Annotated in this window: 18 protein-coding genes, 1 rRNA gene and 1 other RNA gene; 18 read left to right on the top strand and 2 right to left on the bottom strand. The window is 49.6% G+C overall.

Going from position 1 to position 21,840, the window contains the following annotated elements; all coding sequences use genetic code 11:
* The first annotated feature begins 288 nt into the window (after positions 1-288).
* The 3 genes from G358_RS30840 (at position 289) to argS (ending at position 3,934) form a co-directional block, all read left to right on the top strand.
* Positions 289-1,305 (top strand): hypothetical protein, encoded by a 1,017-nt coding sequence (locus tag G358_RS30840; protein WP_019639943.1) that lies wholly within the window; start codon positions 289-291, stop codon positions 1,303-1,305.
* A gap of 522 nt (positions 1,306-1,827) precedes the next feature.
* A complete protein-coding gene (locus tag G358_RS0124670) occupies positions 1,828-2,253 on the top strand; it encodes a YwiB family protein (RefSeq protein ID WP_019639941.1) in 426 nt (141 codons plus the stop codon).
* A gap of 1 nt (position 2,254) precedes the next feature.
* Positions 2,255-3,934, top strand: coding sequence for an arginine--tRNA ligase (gene argS, locus G358_RS0124665; protein ID WP_019639940.1), 1,680 nt, complete (start codon positions 2,255-2,257; stop codon positions 3,932-3,934).
* A 1,160-nt stretch (positions 3,935-5,094) separates the two neighbouring features.
* Here argS and G358_RS0124650 read toward each other — a convergent pair.
* A complete protein-coding gene (locus G358_RS0124650) occupies positions 5,095-6,240 on the bottom strand; it encodes a S8 family peptidase (RefSeq protein WP_019639937.1) in 1,146 nt (381 codons plus the stop codon).
* 474 nt (positions 6,241-6,714) lie between these two features.
* On the opposite strand from G358_RS0124650, the gene rpoE reads away from it, so the two are divergent.
* The 8 genes from rpoE to rpmE all read left to right on the top strand — a co-directional run bounded on the left by rpoE (position 6,715) and on the right by rpmE (position 15,593).
* Positions 6,715-7,281: a DNA-directed RNA polymerase subunit delta gene (gene rpoE, locus G358_RS0124645; protein WP_019639936.1), complete on the top strand. Its 567-nt coding sequence runs from the start codon at positions 6,715-6,717 to the stop codon at positions 7,279-7,281.
* 280 nt (positions 7,282-7,561) lie between these two features.
* Positions 7,562-9,163 (top strand): CTP synthase, encoded by a 1,602-nt coding sequence (locus tag G358_RS0124640; protein ID WP_019639935.1) that lies wholly within the window; start codon positions 7,562-7,564, stop codon positions 9,161-9,163.
* 209 nt (positions 9,164-9,372) lie between these two features.
* Positions 9,373-9,750, top strand: a complete 378-nt coding sequence (locus tag G358_RS0124635; protein WP_019639934.1) for a response regulator — start codon at positions 9,373-9,375, stop codon at positions 9,748-9,750.
* Between the two features lie 338 nt (positions 9,751-10,088).
* On the top strand, positions 10,089-10,943 hold the full coding sequence (fba, locus tag G358_RS0124630) for a class II fructose-1,6-bisphosphate aldolase (RefSeq protein ID WP_019639933.1): 855 nt from the start codon (positions 10,089-10,091) through the stop codon (positions 10,941-10,943).
* Between the two features lie 161 nt (positions 10,944-11,104).
* Complete coding sequence (locus tag G358_RS0124625; RefSeq protein ID WP_019639932.1) at positions 11,105-12,358, top strand: UDP-N-acetylglucosamine 1-carboxyvinyltransferase; 1,254 nt, start codon at positions 11,105-11,107, stop codon at positions 12,356-12,358.
* A 232-nt stretch (positions 12,359-12,590) separates the two neighbouring features.
* Positions 12,591-13,952: a transcription termination factor Rho gene (gene rho / locus G358_RS0124620; RefSeq protein WP_019639931.1), complete on the top strand. Its 1,362-nt coding sequence runs from the start codon at positions 12,591-12,593 to the stop codon at positions 13,950-13,952.
* Between the two features lie 65 nt (positions 13,953-14,017).
* Entirely contained in the window at positions 14,018-15,286 is a 1,269-nt protein-coding gene (locus tag G358_RS0124615; RefSeq protein WP_019639930.1) for a radical SAM family protein, read from the top strand.
* Between the two features lie 109 nt (positions 15,287-15,395).
* Entirely contained in the window at positions 15,396-15,593 is a 198-nt protein-coding gene (gene rpmE / locus G358_RS0124610; RefSeq protein ID WP_019639929.1) for a 50S ribosomal protein L31, read from the top strand.
* A gap of 98 nt (positions 15,594-15,691) precedes the next feature.
* On the opposite strand, the gene G358_RS0124605 is transcribed toward rpmE, so the two are convergent.
* Positions 15,692-16,951, bottom strand: a complete 1,260-nt coding sequence (locus G358_RS0124605; RefSeq protein WP_019639928.1) for a stalk domain-containing protein — start codon at positions 16,949-16,951, stop codon at positions 15,692-15,694.
* A gap of 143 nt (positions 16,952-17,094) precedes the next feature.
* Between G358_RS0124605 and ffs the strand changes: the two genes are divergently transcribed.
* The 7 genes from ffs to G358_RS0124570 all read left to right on the top strand — a co-directional run.
* Positions 17,095-17,362, top strand: an RNA gene (ffs, locus tag G358_RS32650) — signal recognition particle sRNA large type.
* Between the two features lie 308 nt (positions 17,363-17,670).
* Positions 17,671-19,428: a DNA polymerase III subunit gamma/tau gene (dnaX, locus tag G358_RS0124600; RefSeq protein ID WP_019639927.1), complete on the top strand. Its 1,758-nt coding sequence runs from the start codon at positions 17,671-17,673 to the stop codon at positions 19,426-19,428.
* Positions 19,429-19,682: 254 nt separating this feature from the next.
* Positions 19,683-19,994 (top strand): YbaB/EbfC family nucleoid-associated protein, encoded by a 312-nt coding sequence (locus G358_RS0124595; protein WP_019639926.1) that lies wholly within the window; start codon positions 19,683-19,685, stop codon positions 19,992-19,994.
* 27 nt (positions 19,995-20,021) lie between these two features.
* Positions 20,022-20,621, top strand: coding sequence for a recombination mediator RecR (recR, locus tag G358_RS0124590; protein ID WP_019639925.1), 600 nt, complete (start codon positions 20,022-20,024; stop codon positions 20,619-20,621).
* A 190-nt stretch (positions 20,622-20,811) separates the two neighbouring features.
* A complete protein-coding gene (locus G358_RS0124580; protein WP_033404453.1) occupies positions 20,812-21,093 on the top strand; it encodes a DUF2508 family protein in 282 nt (93 codons plus the stop codon).
* 38 nt (positions 21,094-21,131) lie between these two features.
* Positions 21,132-21,395, top strand: a complete 264-nt coding sequence (locus G358_RS0124575) for a pro-sigmaK processing inhibitor BofA family protein (RefSeq protein ID WP_019639922.1) — start codon at positions 21,132-21,134, stop codon at positions 21,393-21,395.
* Positions 21,396-21,743: 348 nt separating this feature from the next.
* Positions 21,744-21,840 (top strand): 16S ribosomal RNA (locus G358_RS0124570); the annotation flags it as partial.

Genomic DNA, 21,840 nt, shown 5'->3' with positions numbered 1-21,840 from the left:
TAATGCACTCTAATGTGCTTTGCTGCGTCATGTTATTCCAAGTTACGCTGCTATGCCTTGCCGTGCTATGCGCTGCAGGGCATTTTTTGTAGGTTATTGAGATTATAGAATTTATAAGTTTTCAGCGGAGCTGAATAATTTGCTGTGGGAAGAAAGCACTGTTTTTATGGCGAGCGAGAAATTATGGCAACTTTTACCGGGTTGATGCGTCTAATCACTTGGAATTTGAAATAATATTTCATTGATATCGTCTTAATACGTGTTATACGCTCTACCCAAGGAGGAACAATGAACAATAAGAACAAACGAAAAGGCTATTTACTGGCAGGGATGCTGATTGTGCTGGCGGCGATTTTCATTGTCGGTATTTTTAAATTGCAGCAACAAGACCAGTCGAATCCGGTCGAGACAATGGGCGAAAGCGATGCCCAAAACTCCCCGGGATCCGACCCGTCCCTGGAATTTCATAACGCCGAGCCGGTCGTGTCACCGCCCCCTTCCGAGCAGACTGAAGAGTCAAGCAGTGAGGAGGCCGTTTCCCCTTATCTGCTCGACTACCTTCCTTTTACGGAGGATGAGGTGAAGTCTGTCTCTGTAGTCCACGGAGGAGCGAAGAAAAAGGTCCCTTCTGAACGGAAGGAGGTCCTGCTGCAGTCTTTGCGCTTTACGGATATGCAGGCCGCTGTGACGGAAGTGCCTTCTTTCGCAGAACGGACTGTGCTGCAGTTTAATTTGAACAATGATCAGGTGATCGAACTGCCTTATTATTTGGAGAGCAACGCAATTGCAGCAGAAGGCAAGGCTTATTATGCAAATGACCAGGTTATGCTGCTGATGCATGATCTGCTTAAGCCTGACTCGGAGCTGGGCGTATTTGCAGCCTTGGAGCAGAGGATCAGGCAGGAAATGGAGCAGGGTGTCCTGACCGAGCCGCAGGGGGTAGATAGGGAGAAAATCGCTGTAGATGGCCTGATCTATGCTCAGTGGGAGGACCGCCTCAAAAATGAGGAAGCCGAATGGGAAATTCCTTATTACGATTACGCAAGCGGCGAGGTCAGAAAGGTAGCCAAGTACAAGGCGGGTGTTCTATACCTGTACAATCAAATTGTATTTAGTGACAGTACTCATGAGACGCCTGACGGAGTCAAAGTAGGCTTAACTCCCCAGGAAGTAGATAACAGGCTGGATGCTGAGGCCAGCACGCTTCCGAGTATATGGAGCTACAAATCCGGGGACTACTTCCGGTTTCATCTTTACTACGATAACTCTAAGGTCAAATACATGGTGCTCAGCCAGCCGCTTTAACGATTTGTCTTATACGCTCTAACGATTTGTCCGGCATACTCTGACAAATTGTCCTGCCATAAAGCAGGCTGTGGCCCCATATATGCTGAAAGCCTGACAAGGCTTGCGTTTTTATTGCAGGCTTCTGCGGCATGGCTGTTAAACCACATAATGCCACCATTCACAATTGCCGCGCTTTATAGAAGGAGCCGGCTACGTGGCAAAATAATAAGTGACCTCGCTGCCAGTTGGCGGGGTTTTTTCTGTTGGGCGGATTTTCAGCGTTTCAGTGAAGCGCGGTCTTCGACTTTTCTCCGGCTGATCCAGCATAAGCTGCTCTGAGGGCTTCACCTTTTCTCCGGCTGATCCATCATGAGCCGCTCTCTGTTTTTTTTCAATGCTCTCTGTTTTGCCAATAGGGCGAAGATGGTTTATCACCTCAAATATTGAATTGCACCGGTGAACTGGATATAGTAGTACAATAAGAAAATGTTGAGATTAGGCTTAAGTTGAGTTAAGCCTTAAATGGATGGAGAGGATAGGATGCCGGAATGGAATCCCGCTGTCATCGTCATCAACAGCCGTCAGGGCGATGGCGATGAGGTATCGGAGCAGCGAATTAAAGGCGAGTCCCTGATCAAGGGGAATTCAGTCTATATTAGATACGTCGAGCCTGAGCATGGACCAACGGGGGGAATTACACGCGCCACAGTCAAAATATCGCCGGACGAGCTCAAAGTGATGCGCCACGGTGAAGTGGAGTCGGAGCAGACGTTCCAGCAGGGCAAGCGCTTGCCGGGATTCTACCGTTCTCCGTATACGAGGTTTAATCTGTCTACAGATACGAGCCGGCTGGAGGTTCGTCTGAAAGGCCCCTATGGAACCGTGACCTGGGAGTATGGCTTGCTTGTGCATGAAGAAATGACCGGACATTTTGCAATCAGTTTACATATACAGGAGGAAAATTAATATGACAGTTAACCCGTTAGAACAAATTAATCAATCCGTCAAAGAAGCGATCCTGAATGCGGTCATCGCCGCAGGCCTAGCGGCTCGTGAAGAGGTGCCTGCTGTTGTATTGGAAGTGCCCAAGGATAAAGCGCACGGAGATCTCGCCACGAATGCCGCGATGCAGCTCACGCGGATTGCCAAGAAGAACCCTCGTCAAATTGCGGAGGAAATTTTGAAGCATTTGGATTATGAGCAGGCAGGAGTGGAGCGTGCCGAAATTGCCGGTCCGGGGTTTATCAATTTTTTCTTAAGCAAGAGCTATCTGTATCCGGTATTGGAGCAGGTCTTTGCACAAGGTGAAAAGTATGGCCGCATTGCGCTCGGACAGGGCAAGAAGGTGCAGGTAGAGTTCGTCAGCGCCAATCCGACCGGAAGCCTGCACTTGGGGCACGCGCGCGGGGCAGCTGTCGGGGACGCCTTGTGCAATGTGCTCGATTTTGCCGGATATGAGGTGACGCGGGAGTATTATATCAATGATGCCGGCAATCAGGTTGTCAATCTGGTGAAGTCGATTGAGGCCAGATATTTGCAGGAGCTTGGCCAGGACGTGGAGATGCCGGAGGATGGATATCATGGTGAGGACATTAAGGGATTCGCCAAGGAGCTTGTAGCTGAGCAGGGGGATGGCTTGCTGTCCCGGACTCCCGCTGAGAGAGAGGCGTTTCTCCGGACATACGGATTGGACAAAGAACTGGAGAAGATCAAGCGTGACTTGAACCGTTTCCGCGTAGGCTTCGATGTCTGGTTCAGCGAAACGTCCCTATACACCGACGGTCAGGTCGAACGTTCGTTGGAAGCGCTGCGGGCCAAGGGACAAACCTATGAGCAGGATGGGGCAACATGGCTGAAATCAACCCAATACGGGGATGACAAGGATCGCGTGCTTGTCAAAAATGATGGCACCTATACTTATTTGACGCCGGATATCGCCTATCACCGGAACAAATACGACCGGGGCTTCGATCGGATGATCAACATTTGGGGCGCTGACCATCATGGTTATATTCCGCGTGTCAAAGCTGCCATGGAGGCGCTCGGATATGATCCGGATAAGCTGACCGTATTGATCGCGCAAATGGTCAGCCTATTCCAGGACGGTGAGAAGGTAAAAATGTCCAAACGGACAGGCAAAGCCGTCACGATGGTCGATCTGATGGATGAAGTCGGCGTTGATGCGATCCGCTATTTCTTTACGATGCGGAGCATGGACTCCCATCTCGATTTCGACATGGATCTGGCGATTTCCGCATCGAATGAAAATCCGGTGTATTATGTGCAGTACGCGCATGCGCGGATTTGCAGCATTTTTCGCCAGGCCGCGGAGCAGGGGATCGATCTTCCGGCATTATCAGAGGTGCAGCTTAGCAAGCTGACCGCTGAGCATGAATTCGATTTGCTGCGCAAAATCGGCGAACTGCCGGAAGAGATTGGCGTGGCGGCCGAGAGCTTTGCACCGCACCGCCTGGTGCGGTACGTGTATGAGCTGGCGGCGCTGTTCCACAGCTATTACAAGGCCGAGCGCGTAATCACCGAGGACGCGGCGCAGACGGCTGCGCGGCTGGCGCTGCTCAGCGCCGTGCGCACCGTGCTGGCCAATGTGCTGAAGCTGATCGGCGTATCCGCGCCAGAGCGCATGTAACGCAGCCATTGGTCAGGAACCGCCGTATGCGGACTCGCCGCATGTACGGTGGTGTGAGCCCCAAGCCCGGCCCGGCCCGACCTGGCCCGGTCCGCGGCGGATGGCTTCCGCTGCCAGGCCGTTTGAAGAGGCTGTCCCAAAAGTCAGTAAAAACTGACTTTTAGGGCAGCCTCTTCATCTTCAAAGGGTGGCGGTTTGGGGATTAGTGGAATTGGTGAGAGTGGTGGGGGTGGTGTGGATGGGTTGGTAAGACTGATAAGACTTATAAGATTTATGAATCTAATGAGTCTGATGAGAATGACGAGACTGACGAGATAAGACTGATAAAGTCTGATGAGACTAATGAGACTAATGAGACTTATGAGACTTATGAGACTTATGAGACTAATGAGACTGATGAAACGGATGAGAATGATGAAAGTAATGGAATTGGCAGAACTGGTGGGGCTGGTCATCCGCTAAAGGACAGGAGATCCGCTATTTGTTGAAATAGACCCTCTTTCGCTATGCTTACGGACCCTGGTTCCGCTATTCGACCAAATGGACTGCAATAAACAGGCTTTTGGGGTCAATAGCGGAACGTAGGTCCGTTAGCTCTTCAGATGTCTCGTTATTTCACAAACAGCGTCCCCTATGTCCGTTAGGCTCGCATATATCCAGTTAGCGTCCCCAGTGTCCGCATATATCCAGTTGCCCAGCCATCCACCCAAGCCACCTAGGTCACCCAGCCAGCCACCCAGCCACCCAAGCCTCACGGACCACCGACCACCTGGCCACTCAAGTACACCAAGCCACTCAAGCCACCAAGCCACCAAGCCACCAAGCCACCAAGCCACCCAGCCAGCCACCCAGCCACCCAAGCCTCACGGACCACCGACCACCTGGCCACTCAAGTACACCAAGCCACTCAAGCCACTCAAGCCACCAAGCCACCAAGCCACCAAGCCACCCACCCAAGCCTCACAGCCGACAACCAACCGACGACAACTAGCTACCTCAGGACCAACACCTCACAACAGGATAAAAGCAGATGTGAAAAAAAATTAGACGGAAAAACGTGATGTCCTCCGTCTAACTCTAGGGTCTTATTGGGCAGTTCCTTTGTGTGCTCCGGCGTTTGCTGTGCTCGTTGCGCTTTGCGCTTTGCTGTGCTCCGGCGCCTACGCCCGCCGCCCGGTACGGCCGCGCAGCAGCCGTACCGCATTGACTTCGCCGGGCCTGGACCGGGCCCGGGCGGTAGAGCAGGGCAGCGGCCGGGCCGTGCGGCGCAGCCGGCGCTTGATCTCGCCCGGTGTCAGGCCAGGGCGCAGCGCGAGCAGCAGGGCGATTGCACCGCTGACATGGGAAGTCGCCATGGATGTACCGCTCATTTCGCGGTGGCCTCCGCCTAGCCAAGAGGACGTTATTTTTTCACCGGGCGCGTAAATGTCAATGTAAGGCCCGAAATTGCTGAAGGAGGCGATTTTTCCATCCCGGTTCGTGGCTCCCACTGAAATCGTTTGAGCATATTTTGCCGGATAATCGGCGGTACGCTGTTTTTTGTCGTTTCCTGAGGAGGCGACAATGACAACGCCTGCTTCGTGCGCTTTACTGACAATATTTCTCAAAGATTGACTCGTTGATTTCATCCCGAAGCTCATATTGATAATGTGCATATGGTTTCTGACGCACCAGTCGATTCCGAGAATAATGTCGGAGACGTACGCCGAGCCATTATGATCAAACGCCTTTACCGGATAAATCAAAGAGCGGGGAGCCACGCCGATCATCCCTTGCGATCCGCCAGCCGCTGCGATCGTGCCGGCAATATGCGTGCCATGCCCGTTGTCGTCATGAGGCAGGCCGGCCCGGTTCAGCAGGTGAATCCCCCGAGCGAGGGAATGGTGCAAATCAGGGTGGCTATAGTCAGCTCCCGTATCGATGACGCCTATACGGATACGGTGTCCAGTCGATACTGACCACGTCTCGGGGGCACCGATGCGCTTGACGCCCCAAGGAATGTCGGTTGCCCGTTCTTTACCGGAGGATGCTGAGGAATGAACGCTGATCGTGGCATCCTCTTCAATAGATAGTTCGGGCTCTGCGTATATTGCGGCATCCGGTGTTCGTAATGGACAGAACAGGGCGTGAAGCAGCGATGAAGAGCGAACAAGCCGCAGGGCGGGATATTTGCGCCGGTATTTCAGTAATTGGCGAAGGCATTCAGCATAATGGGCGGGCTGCGAAAATCGGATAATATGCCGCCCGCCCTGTCCGGAAGTGTCGATGTAGTCATTCAAATATCGCAAAAGTTTGGAGTAATCCATAATCTGGTGTCCTCCCGAGATTAGCGTGTTGGAGTATTCTATGATGACGGCTTTACCCGGGAGTGGGGAAGAGGCCCTGTTTCAAGGAAATGGGCAAACAGGTCTCGATATTTTTTGATGAATTATAGGGATTGGCCCTGGAGTCCCGTGTCAAAGCGGACTTACAGACATAGGATGTAATGAAGGTTTTTGCAGCCTTCGCGGCCATCCGGACAAGGCGCTTCTTTTCCGGATAGGATACAGTCAAGAGACGGCGAACGACTCGTTCCCGTCTTTTTGTGTGGGCAGTCACTTTGCCGCCGAATGTTCCCGACATCCTTTGGACATATTTCGGCTGGAGGAATAAACTTGACATGGCAATACCAAATAGGTTTTACTTATGTGTGATATGGATATGTTAGTTAAGGAATCAATTTACAATTTGATTTCGGATACCTGTATTCTGAACTTTGCGTGAGAGGAAGTGTCCGCCTGGTGAGTACCCCACTTAATTTGAAAATCGACCCGGAGAAAGTGCATGAAATTCCGATGGTTGACTTGGCCTTTTTGATTTTAAAAGCGGCGAATACACCGTATTATTACCGCGACCTGATGAGCGAGGTAGCTAAGATCCGCAATATGTCTGAGGCAGAAATCAATGAAGCGATCGCTCAATTGTACACGGAGATTAACATCGACGGACGATTTGCTTGCGTCGGCACCAACTTGTGGGGCTTGAAGCGCTGGTACCCGATTGAGAAGTCTGAGGATCCTGTGGCGAATGCGAAGCGTCCGCGCATCATTAACGATGATGACGACGACCTGGAGGATGAAGACTTTACCGACGAGGAAGAGAACTTCTCTGACGAGGACGAGGACTTTGATGCAATCGATGATGAAGAAGATCAAGACGAACTGTTCTCGGATGAAGATGATGAAGAAGTCGATGAAGTCGATGAGGTCGAAGATGACTCCCTGATCGATGATGAAGATTTAGATGAGGACGACGAAGAGATTGAGTCTGAAGAAGACGAATACGACGATGAATATGAGGAAAAATAGGTTTTTCGTCCCCTTTTTGTGCACGAGATTGCCACAATTTTTACCCGTAGAAATGCTTTCTTCTTTACTTGACAGAGAAGTGGCGAACGGTTAAACTATTGCATGGGCTTATGATTCAAACCTATAAATATGTTCTAATTTTAAAAAGTGCCCCGACCTATTCGGGTGTCACTTTTTTGTTTTTTTATGCCATTTTTAGCTATGATTATTGAGCTAATGGGTTACGCTATGATCTGAGTCGCCTGAATTTCTGGACTATTATGTAGGAGGTTTTTAAACTGTGGCAAAATATATTTTCGTAACAGGCGGGGTTGTATCTTCCCTTGGCAAAGGGATTACGGCCGCTTCACTCGGCAGGCTGCTTAAAAATAGAGGTTTAAAGGTAACGATCCAGAAATTCGATCCTTACATCAACGTGGATCCGGGTACGATGAGTCCTTACCAGCATGGGGAAGTGTTCGTCACGGACGACGGGGCTGAGACAGACCTCGACCTCGGTCACTATGAGCGTTTTATCGACATCAATCTGTCTAGGAACAGCAACATCACGACAGGCAAAGTTTATTCCTCCGTCATCGGCAAAGAGCGCCGCGGGGAATACCTCGGTGGAACGGTTCAAGTGATCCCGCACATTACGAACGAAATCAAAGAGCGTGTGTTCCTGGCTGGCCGCGAGACGGGCTCGGATGTGGTCATTACGGAGATCGGCGGAACGGTGGGCGATATCGAAAGCTTGCCATTCCTGGAAGCGATCCGTCAGATCAAGAGCGATGTTGGGCGCGACAATGTCATGTATATCCACGTCACGCTTATTCCATATATCAAGGCTGCCGGTGAAGTGAAGACAAAGCCGACCCAGCATAGTGTCAAAGAACTCCGCAGCATCGGCATTCAGCCGAACGTAATCGTATGCCGTACAGAGTATGAGCTGTCCGAGGACATGAAGGCGAAGATCGCTCTCTTCTGCGATATTGATGCCAATGCGGTCGTAGAGTGCCGCGATGCGGATACGTTATATGAGATTCCGCTTAACCTTCAGGAGGAAGGTTTGGATGAGATTGTCGTAAATCATCTGAAGCTGAATGCTCCGGCTCCGGACATGAGCGAATGGGTGGAGCTTGTTGACCGCATTAACAAGCTCGAGAAGACGGTTGAAATTGCCATCGTCGGTAAATACGTAGCCCTTCATGATGCATACTTGAGCGTTGTTGAGTCGCTGTCGCATGCGGGCTTCGATAACAATGCGGAAGTGAAGATCCGCTGGGTGAACGCGGAGGAAGTAACTTCTGAGAATGTGGCCGAGCAGTTAAAAGGCATTGGCGGCATCCTTGTGCCCGGAGGCTTTGGCGACCGGGGGATTGAGGGCAAAATTACAACGATCCGCTATGCCCGCGAGCACAAAATTCCGTTCTTTGGAATTTGCCTTGGCATGCAGGTGGCTGTCATTGAGTTTGCCCGCGCGCTGGCTGGATTGGACGGGGCGAATAGCTCAGAGATCAATCCGTCGACGGCCTATCCTGTTATCGACCTTCTGCCAGAGCAGAAGGATATCGAGGATTTAGGCGGCACGATGCGCCTCGGACTGTATCCGTGCAAGCTGGAGAAGGGCTCGCTTGCCGAAAAATGCTATCGGGAAGAACTTGTTCACGAGAGACACCGCCATCGGTATGAGTTCAACAATAATTTCCGTGAACAGCTTGAAGCAGCGGGTCTGCGGATTTCCGGGTCATCGCCGGACGGACGGCTGGTTGAGATTATCGAGCTTCCAGACCACCCGTGGTTCTTGGCGGTTCAATTCCATCCAGAATTCTCCTCCCGTCCGAATCGGCCGCAGCCATTGTTCCGGGAATTTGTGAAAGCTTCGATAGTACATCAAGCCTAAGTTCGACAGTCTGGGTCAAATTCGACAGACCGGTTCAAATAAGAAAGATTATTTTACATTTTTCTTCTATATTAAACCACGGGAACAGCCCTCCGGGATATTCCGAATGTTTTTAAGTATCTTTTTACCAATTCAGAAGGGATTTCCTAAATTGAGGCGAATTATACCTTTATGAGGATTACAAGGGTAACTTGTAGGAGGGTGTCTCAGTGGAAGAGAAGAAAGTGTTGATTGTTGATGATCAGAACGGAATCCGTATCTTATTGATGGAAGTGTTCAGCAGCGAGGGCTATAAGACGTTCCAGGCTGCTAACGGCAAGATGGCATTAGAAATCGTCCGCAGTGATTCGCCGGATCTGGTGCTTCTCGACATGAAGATTCCTGGTATGGATGGACTTGAGATCTTGAAACATATCAAGGAAGTCAATCCGGCCATCAAGGTAATTATGATGACTGCCTACGGCGAGCTGGATATGATCAAGGAAGCGACCGAACTCGGCGCGTTGAGACATTTTACGAAGCCTTTCGACATTGATGAAATGAGATTGGCAGTAAACATGGAGCTGAAAGGCGGCGCTGTTCTTTAAGCGCATAATATCACCTCAGTCTGAATCAGCCGAACTCAGAGGCCGATCGGGATTGTATGAACGGTTCCTTCATGCTTCATTGTATAAGATAAGGCAGCCTCCTTTAGGTAAGAGCAGGATTTCCATTTCCCTGCGTTTATTCTAAAGGAGGTTTCTTTGTATAATAAACCGGGTAAAATCTACTGGGAGTTCCCCTGCTTCTAAATCGCTGTACAACATGAGAGTTTCACAAATAGATGGAAAAGCTTGAATAGTATTTTTGTCGGGTTGTGTTATAATAATTACGTGTGAATGTCGGCAAAATGAATATAAACAAACGTCCTAGGAGGATTGGAGCCATGCCATTAGTAAGTATGACAGACATGTTGAACAAAGCTCTTAAAGGTAAGTATGCAGTGGGTCAGTACAACATCAACAACCTGGAGTGGACACACGCTATTCTTGAGGCTGCTGAAGAAGAGAAATCACCGGTAATCCTTGGTGTTTCTGAAGGCGCAGCACGTTACATGGGCGGCTTTAACACCGTTGTTAAGATGGTGCAAGGTCTGATGGAAGATTTGAAAATCACTATCCCTGTTGCAATCCACCTTGACCATGGTTCAAGCATTGAGAAATGTAAAGAGGCGATCGAAGCCGGATTTACTTCCGTTATGATCGATGACTCCCACAGCCCAATCGATAAGAACATTGATACGACGAAAGCTGTCGTTGAATATGCGCATTCCAAAGGCGTTTCCGTCGAAGCTGAAGTAGGTATGGTCGGCGGACAAGAAGACGATGTGATCGGTGAAGTGATGTACGCGAAGCTGGATGATTGTATCCGCATCGTCCAAGAGACAGGCATCGACACACTTGCACCAGCTCTTGGATCCGTACATGGACCATACAAAGGCGAACCGAACCTGGGCTTCAAGGAAATGGAGGAAATCTGCAACGCGGTTAGCGTTCCGCTCGTTCTGCATGGCGGCACAGGCATCCCTCTTCATGATATTAAGAAAGCTATTTCTCTGGGTACTTCCAAAATCAACGTGAACACAGAGAACCAAATTTCCTTCACGAAAGTAGTTCGGGAAGTTCTCGCTGAGAAGACGGAAGCATACGATCCGCGTGTATTCCTGAAACCTGGCCGTGAAGCTATCAAACAAACGGTTATTGGTAAAATACGCGAGTTTGGCTCTAACAACCAAGCATAATCATTCACTTCTAGGCACGATTTGAAGTCTTATATTACAAGAAAGACACCGCTCTTCATGCGGTGTCTTTCCTATTTCAGCATAGAAGTGGTATTATGGATAAGAATCATTAGAGTTATTAAGCTAAGACTTATTTTTGGCTTCAGGGGGATTTTCGTCTTATGGAAAAGTTAATGATCAGTGGCGGGCGTCCGCTAAAGGGAACCGTCCAAATTAGCGGAGCTAAAAATAGCGCCATTGCGCTTCTTCCTGCTGCCATTTTAGCGGAGTCAGAAGTAGCGCTGGATAATTTGCCGCATCTGAGCGATGTGGCTGTATATACGGAAATTTTGGAGGAGCTTGGGGCTACCGTGACCTGGCAAGACAGCCAGATCAAAATTGATCCCAGCCAGATTCGCTCTATCCCGATGCCTAACGGGCCTGTAAAGAAATTACGCGCTTCTTATTATATGATGGGAGCGATGCTCGGGCGATTTGGCGAGGCTACGATCGGCTTGCCGGGGGGCTGTAATTTCGAGCCGCGCCCCATTGACCAGCACATTAAAGGATTTGAAGCACTCGGGGCTACAGTTACCAATGAACATGGTTCTATTCATCTCAAAGCGAAGGAATTAAGAGGCGCTAAAATTTATCTCGATGTTTGCAGCGTTGGAGCTACGATAAATATAATGCTGGCTGCTGCAAGAGCTAAAGGCTCTACTATTATTGAGAATGCGGCGAAGGAGCCTGAAATCATAGATGTAGCTACATTGTTAAATGCTATGGGAGCCAGCATTAAGGGTGCTGGTACAGAAACGATCCGGATTGAAGGAGTTAAGGAGCTTCGCGGCTGCCGTCATTCCATTATTCCCGATCGGATTCAGGCAGGTACCTATATGATTGCAGCGGCGGCCACGCGCGGCGATATGATTATCGATGGGGTCATTCCTAAACACTTGGAGGCGCTAACAGCGAAATTGATTGAAATGGGCGTCAGTGTCGAAGAGATGGACGAGTCGATTCGTGTGCTCGGCGCATCCAAGTATGAGCATGTCGACGTGAAGGCTTTAATCTATCCTGGTTTTCCGACTGATATGCAATCGCCGATGACAAGCTTGCTGACGCAGGCTGAAGGAGTCAGTGTGCTAAGCGATTTTGTATACAGCAACAGATTCAAGCATGTGCCTGAGCTCATACGCATGGGCGCTAAAATCCGCGTGGAAGGCCGGTCAGCTATTATTGAGGGCGGCGAGCTCAATGCCGCTAAAGTGAAAGCTACCGATTTACGGGCCGGAGCCGCTCTCGTTATTGCCGGTTTGACCGTCAAAGACGGAGTGACCGAAATATCGGGCGTGGAGCTGATCGATCGCGGCTATGATCATCTTGTAACCAACTTGCGTGCCCTTGGCGCGGATGTGTGGCGTCAGGCAGAGTAGATATCTCTGCCCGGCCGCATAAAATGATGATTTCCGGGTAATATTAATAAAATGCGTCTATCATTTTTATTGTTTATAGATTTATACTGATCTCATAGTGTAATAGAAAAATTCGTTTCAATGAAAATTAGGGTAAACCAAAATTAGGAAAATCAAAGATAGGGAAAACAAAAGAAGCAACATGAAGAGAAATCGCTGAACAAAAATGAAAATTGAATAGGTGGTATACTATATGGATTTACAAATTGCCGATTTGGAAGAAATGAAACTGACGGAGCTGTATAAACTGGCGAAGCAGTATCAGATTCCTTACTACGGTCAGCTGAAGAAGAAGGAACTGATCTTTGCCATTTTAAGGGCCCAGGCCGAACAGAGCGGTCTCATGTTTATGGAGGGCGTCCTGGAAATTTTGCCGGAAGGCTACGGGTTTCTTCGACCGATTAATTATTTGCCAAGTACGGAAGATATTTATATTTCCGCATCCCAAATACGAAAGTTTGATTTGAGAACAGGAGACCTCGTATCCGGCAAATGTAGAACGCCGAAAGAAAATGAACGATACTTCGGACTATTGCAAGTGAATGCCGTCAATGGAGAGAATCCGTCCATTGCAGCCGAACGTCTGCACTTCCCGGCATTAACACCTCTTTATCCGCAAAGCAAGCTCGTGCTTGAAACAACCCCTAACCATTTATCCACTCGTATCATGGATGTTCTAGCCCCTGTCGGTCTTGGACAACGCGGTTTGATCGTGGCACCGCCGAAGGCGGGCAAGACGCTGTTGCTTAAAGAAATTGCCAACAGCATTTCTACTAATCATCCCGAGATTGAGCTATTTGTGTTACTTATCGATGAGCGCCCGGAAGAAGTTACGGATATGCAGCGTTCGGTAAAGGGGGAAGTGATCGCTTCCACGTTCGATGAATTGCCGGAGAATCATATCAAGGTGGCTGAGCTTGTTCTGCAGCGTGCGCTTCGCCTTGTGGAGCATAAGAAAGACGTCGTCATTCTGCTGGACAGTATTACCCGCCTGGCCAGAGCGTACAATCTTGTCGTGCCGCCTTCAGGCCGTACGCTAAGCGGAGGGATCGATCCTGCGGCCTTCCATCGCCCGAAACGGTTTTTTGGTTCGGCGCGTAATGTGGAAGAGGGCGGGAGCCTGACGATTTTGGCTACAGCTCTTGTGGATACAGGCTCGCGAATGGATGATATTATTTATGAAGAGTTTAAAGGGACGGGCAACATGGAGCTTCATTTGGATCGGAAGCTGGCAGAGCGCCGTATTTTTCCGGCGATCGATATTCGCCGTTCCGGGACAAGACGGGAAGAAGTGCTCCTGACGAAGGAGGAACTGGATACGATTTGGGCCATTCGCAAAAATATGAACGATTCCTACGATTTTGTGGAAGGTTTCTTGAAGAAGCTGCGTGACAGCAAAACTAACGCGGAATTTCTCGCTTCCTTCGATGCCGCCGGCAATGCGGCAACTGGACATGCACCTTCGTCCGGCAGCGGAAATGGCGTGCGCCGCACGACCCGTACGGCTGCGCCATCAGGTTCCGGATCAGGCTCTGGATCAGGCTCAGGGTCATAACCATACGCCTGGCATCATGATGTGGTTCAAAATGGGCCATAACGTAAAGCGAAGAGGAGAACGACATGTATTTAGTATATGCAGACAAACAAGGACAAGTATATGATCATTCCTCGCTGTACGGTCTTGCCCGCAGCGCAGATATGATTGTGGAAATATTAGAGGACGAGCTCATTCCGCTGCCGGAAGGAGCGACTCTGGTAGGTTTGCCTTCTACGAGGCCGATCGGGATGGACCCGGTTACGGGAGAAATGATGCCGGTTCCCGGTGATGTCCAGGCCGTGGGCGCCCTGCTTCCGCAAGGCTATACGCGCCTTTGCCTCCCCGGTTACGTGAAGACGGATAAAGATTACAAGCTGCCGCTCTTCGGATATTCAGCGGTTGTATGGAAGGACAATCAATTTTATGTGACCGCCCGATTATCCGATGATCCCGAGAAATGGAATCCTCTGAACTGCGACCCTTTAGAGCTGAAGAGTCAAGTTAAGGCGCTTCGGACAAAATATCCGGACAACCGGCTGTACGATCACTTATCCAATTGTGCGTTAGGCTACGAATGCCTGACTGCCTCCAACACGTTTTTGAACCGTTGGGAGGGGGCTGTTCCGGTATCCTATTCCTGTAATGCCGGCTGCTTTGGCTGCATTTCGGAACAGCCGGATGACAGCGGGTTCGTTGCCCCGCAGACACGAATGAACTTCCGTCCCCGTGTGGAGGAGCTTATTGAAATTATGCTGGAGCATTTGAAGACACCGGAGTCGATCATCAGCTTCGGTCAAGGCTGTGAAGGAGAGCCCTCGACGCAGGCCAAGCTGATCATCGAAGCGATTCGCGAAGTCCGGCGCCAGACCGATATGGGGTATATCAATATTAATACGAATGCCGGCCTTAGCGACCACATTCGCGGTATCGTCGATGCCGGGCTTGATTTGATGCGCGTGAGTACGATTAGTGCGCTGGACGGGCACTATAACGCTTATTACAAGCCGCGCGGATATACTTTGGCAAATGTGGAGAAGTCGCTCCGCTATGCCTCGGATCAAGGCGTATACACGTCGATTAACTATTTGATCTTTCCCGGCGTCACCGATCGGGAGGAAGAGATTGAAGCGATGATTGAATTCGCGCGCCGTACGAAGCTGCGTCTCATTCAGCTTCGCAATCTGAATATCGACCCCGAAAGCTATTTGGAGCTCATTCCTCCGGCCCAAGGGGATATATTCGGCATGAAACAGGCGATTGAAATATTTCAGCAAGAGCTGCCGGATGTAGTCATCGGCTCTTACACGCATGTGCCGCCTGCCGAATTAGCCCGGGTAAAAGTACGGGGATAAACCTCATATATTCCAATTGCGCGACAAAACATCGCGTGATATAATCTCTTTATGTGTCATTTATAACTCTGTGCACGCTTGAGGCTCAGGGCGGAAAGAAGGTGAAGTCATGAACGAAGCAATTCAACCTAAATATCACGTGACAACGGTAACTTGCGCTTGCGGCAATACCTTTGAAACAGGTTCTGTTAAACAAGACCTGCGCGTCGAGATTTGCTCCAACTGCCATCCATTCTTCACAGGTAAGCAAAAATTCGTGGATGCTGGCGGTCGCGTTGACAGATTTAAGAGAAAATACGGCATCTAATTTACATTTGATGTTGATATGCTGCGCTGCGGCATCTCGAATACATGCGAAATCCCCGGTTCAAAGTGAACGGGGGATTTTTTGTGGTGTGCCATATTTTACTTTTTGAACTCCACACTTTTTTGCATTTGTGTCCATTCATCACTGCTAATCAAGCCGAGCCGCCATAGAGCAATGCCTTTGAGATCGTAGCGTTTGGCTAAGCCGATCAGCGTATGGACTGACTTGGCATTTTCGCTGTTCAAATTGAGGCCGAGCACAAGCTTGTCTTTGTTGGTCTCTTTGAGGGCAAGGCGAATCGCTTCATCCACTTTGTCTGCAGGCTCCGGTTGACCCGTTCCACCGGTGCTGCGGTAGTCATAGGCCATAATGATAATTTCATCGGCAATTTGGCCGAGCGCCTTGTAATCATAGCCTTGATAAGACGAGTTTAACGGGTGCAGCGCCAGGGCCAGCTTTAAATTTTCTGATTTGGCCTGCAAAGATACTTCTTTCACGAATGCGGTGAAGGAAGCTCGGGTTTTCGCTTTGTCCGTAGTTAGTCCAAGGCCTTCGAAATCCAGCATGATGCCTTGAAATTGATTGTTTTTGGCTGCGCTAATCATGTCCGAAATTGTTTGTCTCCGTAGCTCGGTATTTTCGATAATGTTGGTCAATTCACCATAGACGTCCCCTGAATAAACCATTAAATAAGGAAGAGTCCGGGATTTTGCCGCTTCACTGACCAGATTTTCCGGCGTGACATCTCCGGCAGGAAGAGGCCATTTAAAGTCTTTGCCGCTAAGCGTAAATTTGCTATTCTCATCGATACGGCTCCAGCCAAAGGCGACGGAATCAAGTTGCGGAATGGCGGATGCCTCAGAAAAAGAGGAGATCGCATAGAAGCCCAGTGTGTATACTCGCTTTTGCGGCGATGCAATCGAGACGGTGCGTGTCTCCTGATCCCAATCGACCTGTGCGCCAAACTGCTGGCTAAAAAAGCTAAGCGGGATCAATGTATTGCCATCTACGGTTTGCGGCTCTACGGCCAGGCTGACGGGATTTCCATTAACGGTTGCCTTTGTACTGTTCAGTGTCAGCTGTACGCGTATAGCGTTTGCCCCGCTTCCTTTAACAGCGGAGATTCTCTTTTCTTTCGAGTCCCATGTAACTTGAATGCCCAGCGCTTCGGAGATGGCGCGAAAAGGCACCAGGGTTGTTCCTTTAACCACGATAGGCTCTGCTGGAAAACCGAGCGGGTAACCATCAAGCATGATACGGATTGGGGCGGCGGCTTGAGCTCGCTGCGGCGGCGTAATCCCGGCAAAGACTCCGCTCATTAATGCGGCAGCGAGTAGGAGTTGGCCTATCTTTTTCATCAAAATACATCCTCTCTATGAAGTGCCATATTATTCTATAAATATATCAAAAATTAAGAGAGAAGGCATGTCCTAAGGAACGTAAAAAGACAACTTTTGCCGTCGGTTGCATTTTGGACATGTATGAGATATACTTATTTTCACCGTGCTAGATGGGGAGGTAGCGGTGCCCTGTAACTCGCAATCCGCTATAGCGAGGTTGAATTCCTGTTAGAGGTCTTGCCGATGTGAGGTCCGGTCTTTACGGCAGACGTTGACAGACGGGTCCTCCGCAATGAGTACCTGTGAACCTGGTCAGGTCCGGAAGGAAGCAGCCATAAGCAGTCCTACTTTTGTGCCGGGGGGAAGCCTGTCTCGAGTTGCGCCGTAAAGGTGCCGCTTGGATCGCAATGATCAATAACAGGTGCACGGCTACATAGGTTTATACATCAACATCTTTGTCTGTTGGACAGAGATGTTTTTTCATTTCAGAAACAAACAGGGAGACAAAATTCCAGGAATATGCAGGTGGGGCAGGAATATATAAAATGGATGTTTTTCTTTGTACACCTAGCTGTTAGTTTGGCTGTCAATCTGGGTAGGCGTAAGTTAGGGGGAAGAGGCCGATTGGATTGAAATATGTCGGAGCAACTTATCAGCTAGAAGTTTTTCTCGTCCGTAGAGTATAGTATAATGGGAAAGTGTCGATTATCGCTTCATGAAGAAAGAAGGTGCCGCATATGGAGCATATTGCGCTGTACCGTGCTTGGCGGCCGCAGTCGTTTCAGGACATGGTAGGACAACAGCATATTATCCGCACGTTGCAGAATGCGATTCGTGAGCAGCGGCTTTCGCATGCTTATTTATTTAGTGGCCCCCGGGGAACGGGCAAGACGAGTGCGGCCAAAATTTTGGCCAAAGCCGTGAACTGTGAAAAGGGACCAGCTCCAGAGCCGTGCAACGATTGCGACTCATGCCGGCGGATTACGGCAGGGGCTGTTATGGATGTGCTCGAGATTGACGCCGCTTCCAACAGGGGAGTCGAGGAAATTCGCGATTTGCGTGAAAAAGTAAAATATGCCCCTACAGAAGTGCGGCAGAAGGTTTATATTATCGATGAGGTTCATATGCTGACGACAGAGGCGTTTAATGCGCTGCTTAAGACGTTGGAGGAACCGCCGTCACACGTCATGTTTATTTTAGCCACGACAGAGCCGCACCGGCTTCCGGCAACAGTCATCTCCCGCTGTCAGCGGTTTGATTTTCGCCGGGTATCCCTGGAGGAACAAAGCGGGCGGTTGAAGCTGATCTGTGAGCAGGAGGGAATTGCCGCCGAAGATGAAGCTATTCAATATATCGCGCGATTGTCGGACGGCGGGATGCGGGATGCACTGAGCATACTGGATCAAATCGCTTCCTTCTCGGACGGGCATGTGTCTTACCAGCAGGTGCTGAATATGACGGGCGGGATCCCTTCGCAACAGTTTGCGGCGATTGCCAAGACGCTGATTGAAGGCGATGTCGGCGGTATGCTGCAGTTGATCGAAGGTCTGATGCAGGAAGGCAAGAGCGCCGATAAGTGCATGGAGAACCTGCTGTATTATTTTCGCGATCTGTTAATGATCAAAATGGTTCCGCAGGCAGATAAAATGACGGAACGCGTGCTCGATCTCGAGGATTTCGGGGAGATGGCGGAAGCTTTTACCCGCTCGCAGCTGTTCCGGATCATTGATACGCTGAATCAATATCAGACGGAAATGAAGTATGCGCTGCAGCCTCAAACGCTGTTTGAGGTAGCGTTGCTGAAGCTGTGCAGCATCCCGCAGCATGAAGAAGCGGCCCAGCCGCAAGCTGCGCCATCCGCCGCTGCCGGCTCTGCCGACAGCCATTCCGAGATCCAGCAGCTTCGGCGCCAATTGGCGGAGCTGGAGAAGAAGCTGGAACGGGCCATGCAAGGAGGCCTGAGCGGATCGGGTCAAGACGCGGACAATAAAGGGAGCCGCCCGGCATCGAGAGCTGCTGCCCCTCGGGTATCTTCCAAGGCCAAGCTTCCATCAGGACTCGACCGGTATGTCGCCCAGCGCAGTAGTCCGGAGTTTACCGCCGTACAGAGCAAGTGGAGTCAAGTGCTGCAGGGCGTCAAGGATGAGAAAATTACAATCCATGCCTGGTTCGTGAATGGGGAACCCGTTTCTGTGCTGGAAGATGCCGTTCTGGTCGCTTTTAAAAATGATATTCACCGTGAAACTACGGAGAAGCCGGCGAATAAGCAACTGATTGAAATGGTTATGGAACGGGTGCTTGGGTCGCCATACCGGCTTGTAACGATGATGTTGAAAGATTGGAACGATAATGTTGAAGGGATTGCGGCCGATCCTTCCAAGGAGGAGCCTTTTCAGCTAGTTCCAGGTTCTGAGGAGGAAAGCGGCGGCAAGGAGCCGTGGGTAGATGAGGCGTTGCAAATGTTCGGTGACGATCTTGTGATCGTGAAGGAGTAGGGAATTGGTCTGGGCCGGGTAGAGTTAGAGCATCTGTAATGTTGCCGAAGGCTTAGTATGGGTCGTGAGCTGTTCTGGGCTGATAGTGAGGCTTTTTGCTAAATCATTGCATTATTGCTTCACCGATGCACCGACTCACCGACTTACTAACCCGCTAATCGCTTTCTCAAAGATCGGATCAAAAGGGGACTCTTGGAACAACCTCTTTTAATATATAAAATGAAAATGACTAAAGTGAAGGAGATGTGTTTGATATGAACAATATGAACCAAATGATGAAACAAGTAAAAAAAATGCAGGAGCAAATGCTGAAAGCCCAGGAGGAACTAGGCGAAAAAACAGTGGACGGAAGCGCGGGCGGCGGTGTTGTTACGGTGCAGGTGAACGGACATAAGAAAGTGTTGTCCATCAACATTAAACCCGAAGCTGTAGATCCGGACGATGTAGAAATGCTGCAGGACCTCGTCCTGACGGCTGTAAACGATGCGCTTACCAAAGCGGATGAATTGGCTAACAACGATATGGGCAAATTCACAGGCGGAATGAAGATCCCAGGCCTGTTCTAATTATAAGACTGAAGGAGAACACACTCATTGTATTATCCCGAACCGATCGCTAAGCTGATCGACGCCTTTACTCATTTGCCGGGAATCGGGCCGAAGACGGCCGCGAGGCTGGCTTTTCACGTGCTGAATATGAAGGAAGACGATGTGATTGATTTTGCCAAGGCTCTAGTTAGCGTGAAGCGGAATCTGCATTATTGCTCGGTATGCTGCAACATTACGGATACCGATCCATGCCGGATTTGTCAGGATAAGACCCGGGACCCTTCCGTCATTTGCGTCGTTCAGGACCCCAAGGATTTGGTGGCTATGGAACGGACGAAGGAGTTTGATGGGTACTATCATGTGCTGCAGGGCTCCATTTCACCCATGGAAGGGCTGGGTCCGGATGATATCCGGCTTAAAGAGCTTTTGAACCGCTTGAGCGATGAGCGGGTGAAAGAGTTGATTTTAGCAACCAATCCTAATATTGAAGGTGAAGCTACGGCGATGTATATTTCTCGTCTTGTGAAGCCGTTCGAAATTCGCGTCACTCGTATTGCGCATGGACTGCCGGTCGGCGGTGATTTGGAATATGCGGATGAAGTGACTTTATCCAAGGCGCTCGAGGGCAGGCGCGAGTTAAGATAAGTTCATATGTATCCGTCGATTGTTTGGAAGCTCCGGTTGGATAACCGGGGCTTCTTTTTGCTGGCTGGGATGGCCGGGGTATTTTTTGAGAAATAAAAAAAGGGGTGAAATTTGGCAGTTCTAAGTTTGTCCTAATCCCGATACACATGAAATATACCGTATCAGGGAGGCGAGGATAATCGTGAGGTTGATGCAATGGCTGCTCGGTAAAATGAATATTCGCCGGTACGAGAAAGAATTGGAGTACAAGGAGCATTTATACGAAGAGGTTAAAAAGGCTCAACGGGAATGGGAGCAAGCGTGGTGTGCGTTCCAAGAAGCGGTTGGCTCGGATGAGGTCGACATAGCGATCTATATACTAGAAGCCGCGGAGAGGCGGTATCAAGTTCAATTGAAGGCAGCCAAGCAGGCTCAGGTAACATGGGAGCCGTTTCAACTGGAGTCCCAATTTCGTACATCCTATAGAAAATAACCGCTGGAAAGTGTATTTTTGTTCAAGGGGGAAGAAGGATGAGAGTAATACTTACAATGGTGCTTATCGTATCCCTGTTATTAATAACGTACATTCTATTGACGCGGAAGCTTGGATTAGCCTGGCTTACCCGCTTGGGCCTGCACATCGTGCTGGCCGCACTCGGTATTTACGTCGTTAATTTCTCCGGACTGCTGACCGAGGCATATATCCCGATGAACCCGGCAACTATAAGTACGGTGCTTGTGCTCGGGCTGCCTGGTGTTGGTTTACTGCTCGGCCTTAAATTAACAATGTTTTGATTCAATTTAATGGTTGACGTTGATTTGATTTGTGTGTTACATTATAAATCGCTTCTTCAATAGGCCGATATTGATATGGCCAGCCGGACAATTTATTTTAAAAAAAGTCTTGACTTATGAAGGGCGTCCATGATACATTATAAAAGTCGCTGCTGAAACAATATCGGCGCACGAAATAAGGTTTGATCTTTGAAAACTGAACAACGAGTGAGCGGGTTTCACGCAAGTGAAATCTAATAATAGAGTCAGATGCAAATCTGATCTCGTCAGATTCAAAATGAGCTATCAGCTTATTCGATAATCGGATGGAGCGCCTCTTGCTTTCGGGCAAGAGCACTTATCCGAACTTTATTGGAGAGTTTGATCCTGGCTCAGGACGAACGCTGGCGGCGTGCCTAATACATGCAAGTCGAGCGAGGTTATTTTGGAAGCTTGCTTCCGAAAT

The sequence above is a fragment of the Paenibacillus fonticola DSM 21315 genome, from assembly GCF_000381905.1.
Classification (GTDB): Bacteria; Bacillota; Bacilli; order Paenibacillales; family Paenibacillaceae; genus Fontibacillus; species Fontibacillus fonticola.
Note: the sequence above shows the minus strand (reverse complement) of the source record. Positions and strands in the feature narration are given on the sequence as shown.